Below are 15,084 nucleotides of genomic sequence, written 5' to 3'. Positions count from 1 at the left end.
CTCCTGAGGTTCAACAAGCTCCTGAGGTTCAACAAGCTCCTGAGGTTCAACAAGCTCCTGAGGTTCAACAAGCTCCTGAGGTTCAACAGGCTCCTGAAGTTCAACAGGCTCCTGAGGTTCAACAAGCTCCTGAGGTTCAACAAGCCCCTGAAGTTCAACAAGCTCCTGAAGTTCAACAGGTTCCTGAAAATCAAAATCCTACAGCTCAACCAACCCCTCAGTTGCAACCTGCTCCGGAAGTGCAAAAAGCTCCTGAAATTCAGCAAACTCCTCAATTAGAGCAGGATCCTAAAGTTCAGCAAGCCCCTCAGGTGCAATCTACTCCTGAGATTCAACAAAACTCAGGGGTTTCGCAACCCCCATAGTAGATATGAACTCTGTATTTGCATTTATAAGGTATGCAACAATTATTTAAACGCTTGCTATACTGGTAATGCAGATTCCTCTGCATAATTCCATTCTAGCCAAGTACCACTGGCAAGGTAATAAAGTCCACAACGGATAGGGTGATTACTATCGGCAAAAAAGCTAGCGTACTCATTAACTTGTTGGCGATGCTTACGTTGTGCACTTACTTCCTCACTTCCAGTTTTGAAGTCAATGATCCAACGTTGTCCTTTATGAATAAATGTGCGATCAATAATTCGCGTGCTGGCGGTTCCCTCTTTATTGATTAATAAGGCATATTCATTAAATTCTTGCTCATGGATTTGGGTAAGCCATTGACCGATAGGTTCGTTCAATAAATGATCAATTTGTGCTCTTAAGTTTTCGCAAGCTTCAGACAGTTCTTTTTCTTCAAATCCCATGGATTTAAAGCGGTTAATTACCATTGGCCAAGGTAGTTCCTGAATATGTTGCGGATGATAATTACAGATCCATTGTAATAATTCGTGAGTAACTATGCCTATTTGACGAGCATTATTGGGATAGGGAATTTCCGTTGATGGTATTTCTTGCGAGTTGATCACTGGTGGATTGAGATAAAAATCAATAGGCAACTGATAACGGGAAGGGGGGGGCATCTGTGGTTGAGTTTCATCAGTCTCTTTAGGCGTCGCGATAAAATCTTGGTTTCTTAGTAAACTGCGAAAAGTACCCTTAGTATCTTTCTCACGATTATCGAAAAGGCAAAGACGCTTTTTAGCACGAGTGACTGCAACATAGAGCAAGCGTTGCAGTTCATAACTGTCTTTTTCGGCATCAATGTTGGCAAGGTAGTTGTAAACTAAACAATGATCCCGGTATGCGGGCTTAATTGGCGAAATCAGTAATAAATCTTTCTTGTCAGAGCTCGGTAATTTTAACCAACGGAATAAAGGTTGATCATGATTTGAGCTTTTAGTGCCTAATCCTGGCAAAATAACACAGTCAAACTCTAAGCCTTTCGATTTGTGGATAGTCATCACTTGTAAGCGTGAAGGATTATTGCATTGTGAATACAGTTGGTTAAATTCTATTTTAAATTGCTCTAAGTTAGGGAGTTGCCCTTTTGCTGTAAAGCGCTCAAGCAATAGCCAGAATTGCTCCAAATCCGCTTGTTGTGTCGTAGTTAGAATTTGTTCGCCTTGTAATTGCTTAAAAGTTGATGCGATCCAATCCACAATGGAGTCTTGATGACGAGAGATTAAAGCATTTTTTAATATTTGATAAATGAACTGCAGGCGAATGTGGCTTTCTTTACTAAGAGAAAGTTTATCAAGCTGCGACAAAGCATAATAAATGGATTTGTTTCTATCCAAATTTGCAATTAAATGAAGCTCGGAAAGAGGCAAACCACAAAATGGGCTTCTTAATAGGGCTAACCATGCTAAACGATTAGCAGGCATTAGTAATGCTTGAGTTAGTGACCATAAGTCGCGAAGATGAGGTAATTTAGATAAAAATTCAATTTCCACACCTTGGAAGGAAATTTGTCGCTCACGTAGCAAACGCGTAATTTCTATAAGTTGACTGCGAGAACGGACAAGAATGGCAATCTCATCATTAGGGTTATTTTGTAATTCTGCAATAGCACAAGCGATAACTGCTTCGGCTTCTTTGTTTCTATCAGTAAATTGATAAGCCTTTATGTAACTATTCTCAGTAGAAGGAAGTATGTTTATAGAGTGATGAAAAGAGATTGCTCCCGATTCGATATCGTCTATCTTCGGAAAAATAGTCTGAAATTGCTGGTTAACCCAGTTTACAATAGTTTCTGTCGAGCGAAAATTGCAGCACAATTCTAATGACTCTAATTGCACAGAGCCAATGCCATGCTGTTTAGCTCTCAGGAAGAGACCCACTTCAGCTTGTCTGAAGCGATAGATGGATTGCATGGGATCACCAACAATAAAAAGAGTTCTGCCATCATTTTGTTGCCAACCATGGACTAATTTAGTAAGCAGTTGGAATTGCTGAATGGATGTATCTTGAAACTCGTCAATGAGTAGATGATGAATGGAGTTATCTAAATATAAGGCAAGATCAGTAGGATCTTCGTCATTACCAAGAGCATACAAAGCTTGCTGAGAAACGGCAGTAAAATCCAATTCATTGTTTTCATTAAATACCAAATGCAAATGACCGGCTAATAGTGGTAGTAAGGTAAATAAAGCTTGAAGCACTTGCCATTGCTCAGGATCGTAGCGGGGGAGTGGGAGATCTTTGATCTTTAAAAGGGCCTCGAGAAACTTAGATTCTGTGCCAAGGTTCGCGAGCAAATCTTTACTTGCCGATTTAAGATTATCGTACAAATGATTATCGCAAGCACCGCGCTTAAGTCCCACATGATGATCGAAGCTTTGACGTAGGGTATTTTGTGATGTGAGGAGTAAGGCCGCAAGACTTATACCTAGTTCTCTGTTTAGTTGGTCATAATTTTCCCAATCCCGCAGCAAATAACGCGGGGATTGCGGATTAGCTTCTATCTCTGCTACTTGGCGAGCGAGTGAGCAGAGCTCAGTGCGACAAGCGAGAGGAACACTTTGCTTAAATCGAGCTAATTCATGTTGCTCAAGAATTTTGAGCATTTCTTCAAAGCAGGTTTGAGTTTGCTCTTTAGCGATATATAAAACAGATAGCCATTGGTCGCGACTTGCTAATAAGTCACTGAACAAACTTAATAACTTATCTTGACGATTATCAAGGTGCTTTAGTAAATGCTTCAGTGGTTGATGAAATGCCTCATCAGCAAGTGCGTGGGCAAGACAAGAGCGCGCAGCAGTTTGGTAATGAACCTGGGGATTATCAGCAATTTGAGCATAAGGAATTTGTTTTTCTTGGAGAGGTATTGTGTGGCTAATTGTTTGGCATAAAGCATCCAAGGTCATTATTCGTAGGCGACCAGGTTGCTTTAAAAGTTGCCAATTTAGTTCTTGGCTGCGAGCCAAAGCTTCCTGGGCATAAAGAAAAGTTTGTTGTTGATGGGGTGAGGCAGGCTTTATGCCGCTAACAGCTTGTTTTAAAGCCAATAAAATTCGTTCGCGCATCTCGCTGGCTGCTTTGCGGGTAAATGTCAGGGCGATAATTTGTTCTGGCGCTGTAACGGTGCTTAATAGTCGAAGATAGCGTTGAGTTAATATTTCCGTTTTACCAGAGCCCGCCGGTGCTTGTACGATAAAAGATCGGCGGGGATCGGTTGCTTGTATGCGTTGTTGACTGTCCTTAAGCATGTGTTGTTAATCCAATGTAATTTCTTGCGCGGGAGCTCTGAGATTATAATGAGAACTCATGCAACGACCATAAGCACCTGTACTAGCAATTAAGATAACATCATTTTCATGGGTCTTTGGAAATAAACGATCGTAGCCCAGAGTATCTCCTGATTCACATATGGGGCCAACAACATGGGCAAATCCAGTTTTTTCATCATTTAAACGACTTAAATTTACAATTTCATGATAGGCACCATAAAGGGCAGGACGAACCAAAGAATTCATCCCTGTTTCAATGCCAATAAAACGGACTTTCCCTTTCTCTTTGCATTGAGTTACCTTAGCGAGAATAACGCCACTTTCAGCTACGAAAAAACGACCTGGTTCAAGCCAAAATGACAGTTGAGGATGTCCTGATTTTACTGCCAGGAGTGATTCATCCAAGGCCTCTAGATTCAAAGGTTGTTGACCTGGTTTTTCAACCACACCTAAGCCACCCCCAAGGTTGATGATTTTTACATCTGGGAAGCGACTGAACAAAGCTGTCAGCATTAAAGCAGTTTGTTGCCAAAGTTCAGGAGTTAAAATACCACTGCCAGAATGAGCATGTAAACCAATCACTTTGATTTGATGCTTTTCTATTAATTGGCTGACTTGAGGTAAGTCGCTTTGGGGGATACCAAATTTAGACTCATTGCCTCCTGTACAGACATATTTGTGGTGACCAGCACCGCAGCCTGGATCAATTCGTAATAAAATGGTCTGGTATTTAAAAATTTCCGGCCAATTTTCCAATGGATATAAATTATCAATCGTAATATAACAACCAATTGATAGGGCAAATTCATATTCCGTTCTTGCTGCAAAATTAGGGGTAAACAATAAACGATGTTTATCAATATCAGGAAATAGAGTTAAAACATGTTGCAATTCGTCAATCGACACACACTCAAATCCTACCCCTTTATTACAAAGATTTTTTAAGATATCTGGATGAGAATTTGCTTTAACAGCGTAATACAGTTGATCAATTGATTTCATTGCCAAAAGTTCATCAGTTTTGCGTGACTGAGTTGGAAGGTGATAAACGTAACAAGGTGAATTTGTTGCTGCGAGATCGAGAAGTTTGTCTCGTTCTTGCTCCCACCAGGGAGTATTTTTTAATCCTGGGTTTCCGAATTCTTCTTGCCAGCTTTTCGAGTAGTAAAAACTTTGAGGATTATTTTCAATGAGTAAATTATGCAGTTTTTGACATAATTTATCAGCCTGAGATTCATTGACCACGAAAGTTAGGTTCAAATCATTAGAAGCAAGAGACATTAAATAAACTTGTTGGGCATCAAATACTTCTAAAGTAGGGCCCAATTGTGGAAGTACGGTGCGGATGTGATGTCCAACTAAACTAACCGCACTGCAAGGCTCAATTAATTTAGCTCGACCAAAGCGATTTAAATCAGCTAATAACGCATCAAGAGTCCGACGATCACGGAGTTTAGCATTGCTATCTAAAGAAAGTGTTACGTTTGATTCTGAAGATGACAACAAATCAACAGAGAAGCCGTGTAGTTTAAAGGCGGCAAAAACATCGGCCAAAAAACCTACTTGTTGCCACATGTTAATGGTGTCAATCGAAATTAAGATAATACTATGTTTTACCTGAATCGATTTAATAGGGGGGGCGTTATCATCACTTTCTTTAGAAATTCTTGTCCCAGAATGCTCAGGCATTTGCGTGAATTTAACCACCATTGGAATTCCTGCACGGCGCACAGGTGGTAAACAATTCGGATGTAGAACTTTAGCACCCATGGATGCAATTTCTTGGGCTTCATCGTAGTTGAGTTGCTTTAATAAACGGGCATGAGGTATTAAATGGGGATTTGCCGTATATATGCCGGGAACATCTGTCCATATTTCGCAAGTTTTAGCTTGTAAAATAGCTGCCAGCAAAGCTGCCGAAGTATCTGAGCCACCTCGTCCTAATAAGACGGTATTTCCTTGCGGATCGGCTGCAAAAAAACCCTGGGTAATAATTGCTTGAGAACTATTGCTTGCAAGTTTTCTGCTAAGTTCGGGATTGGCTTCACTATTACAACGTGCAGCAAGAAAATTAACCGTGTCACCCCCAGGAATAGGCGTGGAAACCAAAGCTTCACGGACATCAAACCACAAGCAATTAATCCCCTGATTGCGTAAAAATGCATGACCTAAACGAGTCATCATTAATTCGCCAAGGCTTAAAATTTGCGCACGTGTTCTTGGAGAGGCTTCTTTTAAAAGCGCAATGCCAGTAAGCCATTGCTGCAATTGTGACAACTCTGCGGTGATAAGCTCCGCTGATACCTGCAAAGCTTTTGCCAATACCAGGTGGCTATCTCGAATGTCTGCTTCTATGTTTTCATGTTGATTAATGAGAGCGGCTTCAATTGCTTTTTCTAGCTTATTGGAGGCTTGTGTTAAAGCGGAACAGACAAGAACAGGTTGTACACCATTTGCAATATGCTGCTTGGTAATTGCAGCAATATTTTCCCATGTTTTCAGAGAAGAAACACTGGTTCCACCAAATTTAGTGACGACTTGTTGCATGATTAGTCCCGTGCAAAAAAAGTACACCTTATCATGGACTCGATAGATTTTACAAGCAAGCACCAGGAATAAAGAGTTGTCAATAATGACTCATAGTGTATTTTTTGAAATCACACTGGATTTCTGGTGGCTAGTTTATGATTATATGGAGAATTTTTTTGCGAGAGGCGTTTGAAATCCTCTTTAATTCATTTATTATCACTTGGTTTGCAATGTCTTGGGATGCATTTTAACGTAAGGAGTGTGAAGAGTATGCAAAAACCCATTAAAACACTAGTCAGCGTAGCAATATTTGCGTTGATGGCGGGTACCGCCAATGCAGGGAGTTTTTCCCTATACACAGAAAGCAATGGATCTGCCGTGGGCAATTTTGCTGCCGGTATCGCTGCTGAAGCCGCTGATGCATCAATTGGTTGGTATAATCCTGCCGGACTTGCATTGATTCGTAATCAACAGGTTGTTTTCGGTGGAGTTGGAGTATTCCCAACTTCTAAAATAACCGGTACAAGCACTTTTAGAACGACAGGAATTCCGTTTCCCTATGTTCAAACTTTTAATGATTTAGATGGTGCTCATGATGCGTTTGTTCCATCGTTTCATTATGCATTACCCCTAGGCGAAAGTGCTACCTTCGGTTTCAGTCTTGTATCTCCCTTTGGATTGAAGACAATATGGGGAGAAAGAAGTCCTGTGCGCTACGCTGCAACGTTAAGTGAATTGCAAACTATCACTGCTTCTCCTGAAATTGGCGGTAAGCTAAGTGACAATTTTGCATTAGGTGCTGGTATTGATTTTCAATATGCGCGTGTGAAGTTTAATCGCATGCTTGGTGCTCCGACCTTAATGCAATTTTATAATCTTTTTGGCGTCCCTGTGACTCCTAACTTTGTCGACTCAGAAAGCTATAACAAAGGTGATTCATTCGGGGTTGGTTTCCATGCTGGTATCATGGCTATGTTTAATGATAACCACACTCGCATTGGTTTAAATTACCAATCTGAGATGAGACAGAAATTCCATGGCTTTAGTCGCTTAAATGGCCGTTTAGCTTCACCTGGTCTGGATATTACTGACCCATTTTCTGTCCTTTTAGCAAATCCAAATGCTTTAGTGAAAACTAATACGTTATCGAGCAATAGTATTGATTTTCCTGATATCGTAACATTAAGTGGTTATCAAGATATTAATGAGAAACTCGCTCTGCTGGCATCTGTGGTTTATACCGGTTGGAACAGCATAAAAACAATCGAACTAAACAATGCACTGGCTTACGCTCCTCCTTCTGCAACATTTGCAGGTGGGCAGGTGCTTGTTAATTCAGTGTCTACAGAAAACTACAGTGACACTTGGCGTTTTGCTATAGGAGCTAACTATCGCTTTAACGAGCAGTGGATGTTGCGAGTCGGTGGTGGTTATGATGAGACACCAACAAACAATACCTTCAGAAGTATTCGTATACCTGATGCCAACCGTTGGGCACTTGCTATCGGTGGCCATTATCAAATGAGGCCAAATATTGGTATCGATGCAGGTTATACTCATCTATTTGCAGCTGAAGATCCGACCATTAATAGGACTGAGGTTGCTGGTAGTACGAGTACTTATAATGTTACTGCGCGTGGTAATGCTCATGCAGATTTAGTAGGTGTACAACTCACGTGGCTTATTGATCAACCTGTTCCCGTTCCAACGAAGTAAACAAGAAGTAAAGATAAGCCACGCTATGCGTGGCTTTTTTTCAGTTAATTTTTTGTCAGTGTTGCTTCACCTGGACCATTCACAGTCAGTGTATAGCCATTTCCAGTGACTTGCTTAGGTTGTATATCACCATTTTCTACATCCATGGAGACAGTACCTAATTCGATAGGTTTGTCGGTATTAGTTGCCATCTTAATTACCGCATGACAACGGCCACTCTTATCAACATGACCATAGCAAGCCATTCTGACAACCAGCCAGGATACTTTGCCGTCACTATTTGGTGCAGTAGGATGCGGGGCAGCGACTCCAGCAACGTAGGCATTCGATTCTACATTTGTTTTATTATGTGTAACTAAATAGGCTGGACTTGCTAAGGCAGTAGTAGTTGCCAAAGCTAAAGCAGAGGCAGTCAAGCTTTTAAACAATTGATTCATATAAATTTCACTCCATAATTAAGAAAAGTTGGTATGTAAGCCAGAATAATTTAGGAGTCCATTCCAACCGGTATTTACTATAGGATAATGCTCTCCTCGAGACAACCCCTCACTAATTTAAGCCGTGTTATCAAGGTTTCTTTCTGCGGCATATGAAAGGGGCATTGGTTTCTGGATCCCGCGGTTCGGGAATGCAGGTGCACTCTTACAGCGAAGATTGCTATAATATAATATTTAGGGTTTATAGTCTTCGATAACTATATAATCGTATGAGGAGCACCGTTAAAACCCGCTCCAATTTCTCCAGAAACGTAAGGATGAAATCTTTGCTTAAATGTAGTTAGGATTTTACCCGTTAACATTAAGCGTTTACTTTGAATTTTGTAACGATAACTAAAATTATCAAACTCAGAAATAGAAAATTGCCAGACATGACCTTGAGTTTTTATTTGAGTATTTCCATAAGCATTGTAATCCCCTCTAATTTAGCTTGGTACTAAAAAGGGAGGGTTTACAACCCTATTTTTGATTGATTTATGGTTTGCTTATAATTCTTATAGTACTCATTTAAACAAAAGCAGTATGCTGTTTAAGATGACAAACGGTTGAAGATCAAGAAGTCTAGATAGTTAGGAAGTAACGAATGATAACATGTTATTGGGTTTATATTTTACTTTGCGAGAATAATACCTATTACACAGGTATTACGAATGATCTGGAAAAACGTTATAAGTCCCATATTGACGGGACAAGTAAATGCAAATACACGCGCAGTTTTAGGCCGGTTAAAATTGCTCAGGCTTGGGAAATTCCAGAAGGTAAAGCAGCAGCCATGAAAGTTGAGCGCTATATTAAAAAATTATCTCGGTGCGAAAAAGAAAATATGATTGCAGAGCCATTGTCACTGCAATATCACACTATTCTCATTGATATAGCATGATTTTATTATTTTCCTAAACGAACTCCTGTGGCTCCTGCTTCCGAATCTGATCCAGCTTCTGGTGCTTTATGCACGTCTCCTGGTGGTTTTTTATATTTATCTTTAATAATTCCTAGTTTACTTAAATAGCGCTCTCTTACTATCCGTCCATGTTCTTGCTGCATTGCTGGATTGCTTACAGAAGGAGAAGATCCTGAACCAACTTTAGCTTTCGGGAGAGGGCCTTCTACTGCAGTTGCTGCTAAAGCGACTTTTTCTGCTTTTAGCGCCATAAGGGTATTTACTTGATTTGTTGTAGGGAATTGTTTTTTATCCTGTACTGAAAATGCCGTAACGTATCCAGCTGCAACTTTTGTTGTAACAGTTTCCATCGATGTAGCAAGAATGGCTTGGTCTGGAACTACCTCACCGGAATATTGTATGCCATTAAATGGGATTGGATCTTTTGATGAAGGTATAGGTGGAAAATCTACTGGTATAATTGCTGCTACAGTAAGAGCTTTTATAAATTCTTTTGTTGATTCTGCAGCCATAATTTCTTGACGAAGCAGGGGATACTTGTCCCAATCACCGCCGCCTAAAGAACAAGAAAGAGCCAGAGCCTCATCATTACCCATTCTGCGTATGAAGTTATCTGCATTACTACCCAGGTGTTTTCTAATTATCCCTTGAGCCTCCTCTGAAATCGTGGACGGGGTTGGCTTAACCATGTAGATCTGATTATTAAACGATGGGTTTGTTTTGTGTAATGGATGATGCTCGAAATAGCCCATCCATGGTGACCAGGTTTGATCGCTTTTGCTGTTACGTCCGGATGATTTGTAGAAGGGATAGACAACCCCGGAATTCCCTTGTATTACAACAAGATCTCGAGCTGGATTTGCATACACAGTAAGTCTGTTTGGATCATTTAACCGCAACATAAATCCTTCCCTGGTCTTTATGGTAGCTTCATTATAGTTCTAGACCAAAAAATAACTTTTTGTTTAATAATTGATTAGAAAAAGATTAAAAATGAACAAACTACAAATGTGCATTCTGGGGGCTGGGACTCCCCGAGAATGCATTTGTCAATGAGATAGGTTAATAGTCTTTGATGTGCAGAAAAGATCTTATTTTAAGATATTCTCAGGGCTCATGCTTTTATAAAAATCTGGCCAAAACCTAACAAAAAGCTCTAGATTCTCATTGTGAATAAGATCCATTTTCCCTATTGTTATATTAGGGTTTAAAGGATCGGCAGCCACAGGCTCCATGAGTCCTATTTTTTTGGAGTTGATATATTTGGTTATTTCTCTTTTTGAAAAAGAATTACCGCTTGGAGATATTACTGCATTATCAAAATGCTCAAAACTAAGTGAGTCAATGAGCTCTTCATCTATTTTATCCAACTCAATAGGTGATTGTTTTTGTGAGACGAGGTGACTAATAATATTTCTTAATACGATATTACTGTAATAATGCACTCCCTCTTTTAAATCAATATCCAATTCTTTGTATTGTGCAACTAAAACTTCGCGCTCATATGTTCTTCCATCATCTTTTAAAACAACTGGATCTTTCATAAGTGGTAAGGTTTTATGTAACCCTGTTTCTAGTTTCTTCTCTTTAGTCAATGGGCAAATTAAAAGATTGGCTATATAACTGGGCAATGAAAAATCCTCTCCTTTCTCTTTATGACAATCTTGTGCCACAACTTTTTTCTTCTCTTCCCAAAAAGGAGTAATGTGATTCTCAAAACTACAATTTTTCGTCTCAAGTATGTGTATTACTAAGCTCTCAATTAGCACGCTATCAATGCCTTCCTTTCCACCAGACCTCTCTACTATTTGAGCAAATTCAACTGACTGAGAAGATTTATTATTGATTACCCAACCTTGCTTCGAATTCATATAGCGAGTAGGGGTTTGAATTACCCATTGATCACTTGATTTATTGTAAACAATCGATTCAAAAGTAATTAGACCAGGAACACTACTATCCCGTAATAACCATAATTTATGCTTATCAGGAAGGTTTTCACCCTGTTGTTTAGCTGCTTTTTCTGCACAGGCTACTAGTAAAATTTTAGCCTGCTGTTCGTTCATTTTCTTATGAATGTAAATTACATTTTCCTGTTCTTGAGGTTGTTCGAATTTTTCGAGCATTTTTTTGTTACTCTCACTTAAGTTAAAGAATTAGGTACTGCTTTTACCTTGGGAGATAAGAGCAAAGGTTTTGAAAGATAAAATATTATCTAGTCTTTATGATAGATAATTCTTCTTTTTGAGCAGTTTAGCAACAATTTCTTAGGGAATTATTAAGTTTTTGTGGAAAAGGAATATTTCAGGTTTATGAGTGTATGAGTGGAAATGCAGAAGAGGCTAAGAGAATAGCTTGCCAATTAAGTTATAAGGCTACAATTAGGTAACCAAAGAAGTTAACAGTTTTATTATTCAAGGCCCTGTTTGCAAATATAAACTTGCTCTAAAGAGTTAACTGAAAACTAAGATAAAGCAAGATGTTCTAATACGGGCAACTAGAAGGGGCTGCAACAGGTTCAGGGATTATTATATCTAAATCCGCTAGGAAATGGTTTAACTGAGGTTTTTTAAAATCATTTAAGGCATTCAGTGTTTGATAGTAAGTAAATTCACCTGAGCATAAGTTACCTAAAATATTCAACAATTCTTTTAGGCTATTTATTTTTGAATGTTCTCCCGAAATATCCAACTGATCTGTAGAGCTGCTCGGAGGTAAGAGAAATGAAAGAGAACGTCTTCGTTTAGTAATTTCAGGGGGGTGTAAAAAACGAGGCATAACAAATGACAAGAAAATAAATTTTCAACAATGCAACATAATCAATCATCTTGGTCAAAATATTATTATCCGTTGAATGAATGGTTCGCTAAACGGTTTCATTTAGTGACTGAAAAAGTGAAGGAATTTCAAGATTCAGCAAATTAGAGATATCAGTCATGCGAAAAACCAGGGGTCGAATACGATTCTTGTTCAGGATCATCCTCTATCAAATTTTTTCCAAATGTAAAATCACTAACCAAAATTTTTGCGAACCTATACTCATCTGGGGTAATTGTCAGGGATTCTGTTACTCTTTGTATTTTGGGATTAAATGGAGAAATTATATTGGGAGAAAAAGACCTAGAATAAAAAGTTGCCTTATTATTTACTGAATAAAAGCTAATTGCGTCGATAACATTTTTTTTGTTTGCATCAAAAAAATAGTGATTATTCCATGGGTCAATATAGATAAATTGCAAAGAGTTATCGATTAAAAATTCAGCTTTCAAAAATACGTGATTGCCGGGCTCTACTTTACAAAAAGTAACTTTAGTTGCATCGGAATTTTCAAAAATCATATCCATTAAAACAGAGCACAATTCTCCACAATGAGCCACCTTTAGTTGCTTGGCAATAAAGGATATTATTATTTTTGTACAAACATCATGCATATGCTGATCTATGTAAATATGTTGTTCGCTTAAAAATAAGTTAAAGTCTCTCAAAGCTTTATCGATTTTGCCTCGACTATTGGCTAATTCTAAATTTAGGTCTTCGTCATTAATTTTTGCTACCTTATTAGGAATTAAAAATGCAAAGGAATTAATACGATCTAAAAACTCAATAGCCATCGAGCGTATATCTGTTTTTTTACCTTCATTACTTGGTTTAAATATCCTTAAATAAAAAACTTCATTTACAACTAGTGCTAGTTTGTTTGGAATTAAAAAAGATAAGGAGTTAAGCCACGCTAAGAGCATGCCAGCAAAAGAGAATATGGCAGGAGGTGAATTTCCAGAAGGGGGTAACTCAGCCTCAGTTTCTTTACTAAATGGCAGTTTTGCTAATTCGATTAGGAGGGATAAGGTTCTATCATGTTTTATTGTGTAATCAGGATTTACATATTCTTGAGAAATTTCATATAAGTGTACAGGTATTTTTCCCTCATTGTTTCGACGTTTACTTGATTCAATAACGATTTTTTTGCTGTTCTCTATTAAGAAATCAACTAAAGTCTTATAACCAAATTTGCAGGCTAAATGTAAAATTGTATTGCCGTCTTCATCTTTTTTTCTCACTAAAGAATCAAATGTTTTTTGATCTACGGAAGCTAGCAGTTTTTCAAAAAATGCTAGAGTAGTTTTTTCAGGAAGTTCTCTATCACTTAATTGCTTGATGACGGTGTGTAACATCCTGAGCTTTATTTTTTCACTATCGGACTGTCCCTTTAGAAACTCAACGAACTTATTGATATCGGGAGGATTTAAACAATCAAGCAAATTTATCTCGGGCATATTTATCACCAATTAAATTGGTTTAATAATTAGACATTATAGGCTATGTACAAGGTACTAAGTATTACAAACTCCTAGAAACTCCAAGCAGGTTCATAAACTATCGCTGGTAGTTTGGTATGCAAGGCATCTTTTGTTGCTCACTTAAGCAAATAAATCTTATTTGTAATAATCCAGGGTTATGGGAAAATCGCCAGCCACTATGGTTTTTTCGTCAGTTGGCATCGATCTAGGCAAAGAAATTTAGGATTTTTCTGTGTTTGAGCCTTTTTTCTTCTAAACTTTAACTAATTGACTTTATTTTCCTAAAGACAGGGTTTATTAGACTCATGTATTACCTACATAGGGATGGGAAATGCATTTTAAAAACAAGAGTTATGCTGATATAGCCTATGCTAATATCAGACCCTATTACTTAATTTATTCTATATCAATTGAGCTTCTTATTGTTTGTGTTTTTATCACCTCTTTCTACCTATTTAGCGAACTGTATTACTTAACTGCAGTTATTGGTGCTGCGGGAATCATTGCATTGTTAAATTTATATCTTCTTCATCGCAGTAAAAATACCTATTTATGCGGACACATAATTGCTTTAGTCCTGTTTTTAACAGTACTCGTCTCTAACTACTTGACTCGAGGAATAGGGACGTCATTTTCAGTTTCAGTATGGTTTTATGTAATCCCCGTTTTAAGTGTGGTATTAGTGGGGCGTGATGGGCTCTTTTTCTATGCCAGCTTATCGTTAATTGTCATAGTTGGTTGTAAATTGATTTCAATCCCAGCCTATTATTCCCTCCCTGCAAATCAGTTGATTATTATTGACTGGGTTAATCATTTATTTGCGTTTTTAATTATCATCAGCACATTGAATAGTTTTAAAAAGATGAGCGACCAATATGAACGGTTGTTAATCAGTAAAAATTATTCCCTGAAATGTGAAAAAGACAGATATAATCATTTAGCCCATTTTGATGCATTAACTCATTTACCCAATCGTAAATATTTTTTATTAAATTTAGAAGCTGCAATGGCTACCTTACCTAATGATCAGCGCTTAACTCTTTTCTTTATGGATCTAGACAACTTCAAGTTTATAAATGACTCTCTAGGGCACAGTGCAGGCGACGACTTACTAATAGAAACAGCAAAGCGTTTAAAAACCTGTTTTCGTGAGCAGGATTTTGTTGCCCGTTTGGGTGGCGATGAGTTTACAGCCTTTGTTAAACACTCAAGAGACGAAGATATTTCTCAAGAAATTATTAAACGCATTGAGCTAGCTTTTCAGCAAACATTTCATTTCAAAAATCAAGACTATCTTAGCTCTATCAGTGTCGGGCTAGCTAGTTACCCCGAACAGGTGAAAACGTTGGATGAGTTAATGGCCTTAGCTGATATATCCATGTATACGGCTAAAAAACAGAAAAATAAAGACAATCACGTTAAATTAATTTAGCGGCAAAATTAACTAGATAAGATTCACTGCATAGGCC

Annotated in this window: 9 protein-coding genes and 1 pseudogene; 4 read left to right on the top strand and 6 right to left on the bottom strand. The window is 38.2% G+C overall.

Features of this window, described 5'->3' with window-relative positions:
* Positions 1–365: pseudogene (locus tag Lbru_RS17035) on the top strand (hypothetical protein); the annotation flags it as partial.
* A 57-nt stretch (positions 366–422) separates the two neighbouring features.
* Here Lbru_RS17035 and Lbru_RS01880 read toward each other — a convergent pair.
* Positions 423–3,653 carry a UvrD-helicase domain-containing protein gene (locus Lbru_RS01880; RefSeq protein ID WP_058440490.1) on the bottom strand — a complete coding sequence of 1,077 codons (3,231 nt, stop codon included), beginning with the start codon at positions 3,651–3,653 and terminating at the stop codon, positions 423–425.
* Positions 3,654–3,659: 6 nt separating this feature from the next.
* On the bottom strand, positions 3,660–6,221 hold the full coding sequence (locus tag Lbru_RS01875; RefSeq protein WP_058440489.1) for a bifunctional aspartate kinase/diaminopimelate decarboxylase: 2,562 nt from the start codon (positions 6,219–6,221) through the stop codon (positions 3,660–3,662).
* Positions 6,222–6,464: 243 nt separating this feature from the next.
* On the opposite strand from Lbru_RS01875, the gene Lbru_RS01870 reads away from it, so the two are divergent.
* Entirely contained in the window at positions 6,465–7,919 is a 1,455-nt protein-coding gene (locus Lbru_RS01870; protein WP_058440488.1) for an OmpP1/FadL family transporter, read from the top strand.
* A 44-nt stretch (positions 7,920–7,963) separates the two neighbouring features.
* Here the strand turns inward: Lbru_RS01870 and Lbru_RS01865 are convergent, their stop codons facing one another.
* Complete coding sequence (locus Lbru_RS01865; protein WP_058440487.1) at positions 7,964–8,356, bottom strand: hypothetical protein; 393 nt, start codon at positions 8,354–8,356, stop codon at positions 7,964–7,966.
* 643 nt (positions 8,357–8,999) lie between these two features.
* Here Lbru_RS01865 and Lbru_RS01860 point away from each other — a divergent pair.
* Complete coding sequence (locus Lbru_RS01860) at positions 9,000–9,296, top strand: GIY-YIG nuclease family protein (RefSeq protein WP_058440486.1); 297 nt, start codon at positions 9,000–9,002, stop codon at positions 9,294–9,296.
* 5 nt (positions 9,297–9,301) lie between these two features.
* Here Lbru_RS01860 and Lbru_RS01855 read toward each other — a convergent pair whose 3' ends face one another.
* From Lbru_RS01855 to Lbru_RS01840, 3 genes are all read right to left on the bottom strand, one after another.
* Positions 9,302–10,219 carry a hypothetical protein gene (locus Lbru_RS01855; protein WP_058440485.1) on the bottom strand — a complete coding sequence of 306 codons (918 nt, stop codon included), beginning with the start codon at positions 10,217–10,219 and terminating at the stop codon, positions 9,302–9,304.
* A 189-nt stretch (positions 10,220–10,408) separates the two neighbouring features.
* Positions 10,409–11,443, bottom strand: a complete 1,035-nt coding sequence (locus Lbru_RS01850) for an RING finger protein (RefSeq protein ID WP_058440484.1) — start codon at positions 11,441–11,443, stop codon at positions 10,409–10,411.
* Between the two features lie 804 nt (positions 11,444–12,247).
* A complete protein-coding gene (locus Lbru_RS01840) occupies positions 12,248–13,375 on the bottom strand; it encodes an ankyrin repeat domain-containing protein (RefSeq protein ID WP_162262379.1) in 1,128 nt (375 codons plus the stop codon).
* 571 nt (positions 13,376–13,946) lie between these two features.
* Here Lbru_RS01840 and Lbru_RS01835 point away from each other — a divergent pair.
* The gene (locus tag Lbru_RS01835) at positions 13,947–15,047 is read left to right on the top strand and encodes a GGDEF domain-containing protein (protein WP_058440481.1); all 1,101 of its coding nucleotides are present in this window, start codon (positions 13,947–13,949) and stop codon (positions 15,045–15,047) included.
* The last annotated feature ends 37 nt before the right edge of the window (positions 15,048–15,084 follow it).

Source organism: Legionella brunensis (assembly GCF_001467025.1).
Classification (GTDB): Bacteria; Pseudomonadota; Gammaproteobacteria; order Legionellales; family Legionellaceae; genus Tatlockia; species Tatlockia brunensis.
Note: the sequence above shows the minus strand (reverse complement) of the source record. Positions and strands in the feature narration are given on the sequence as shown.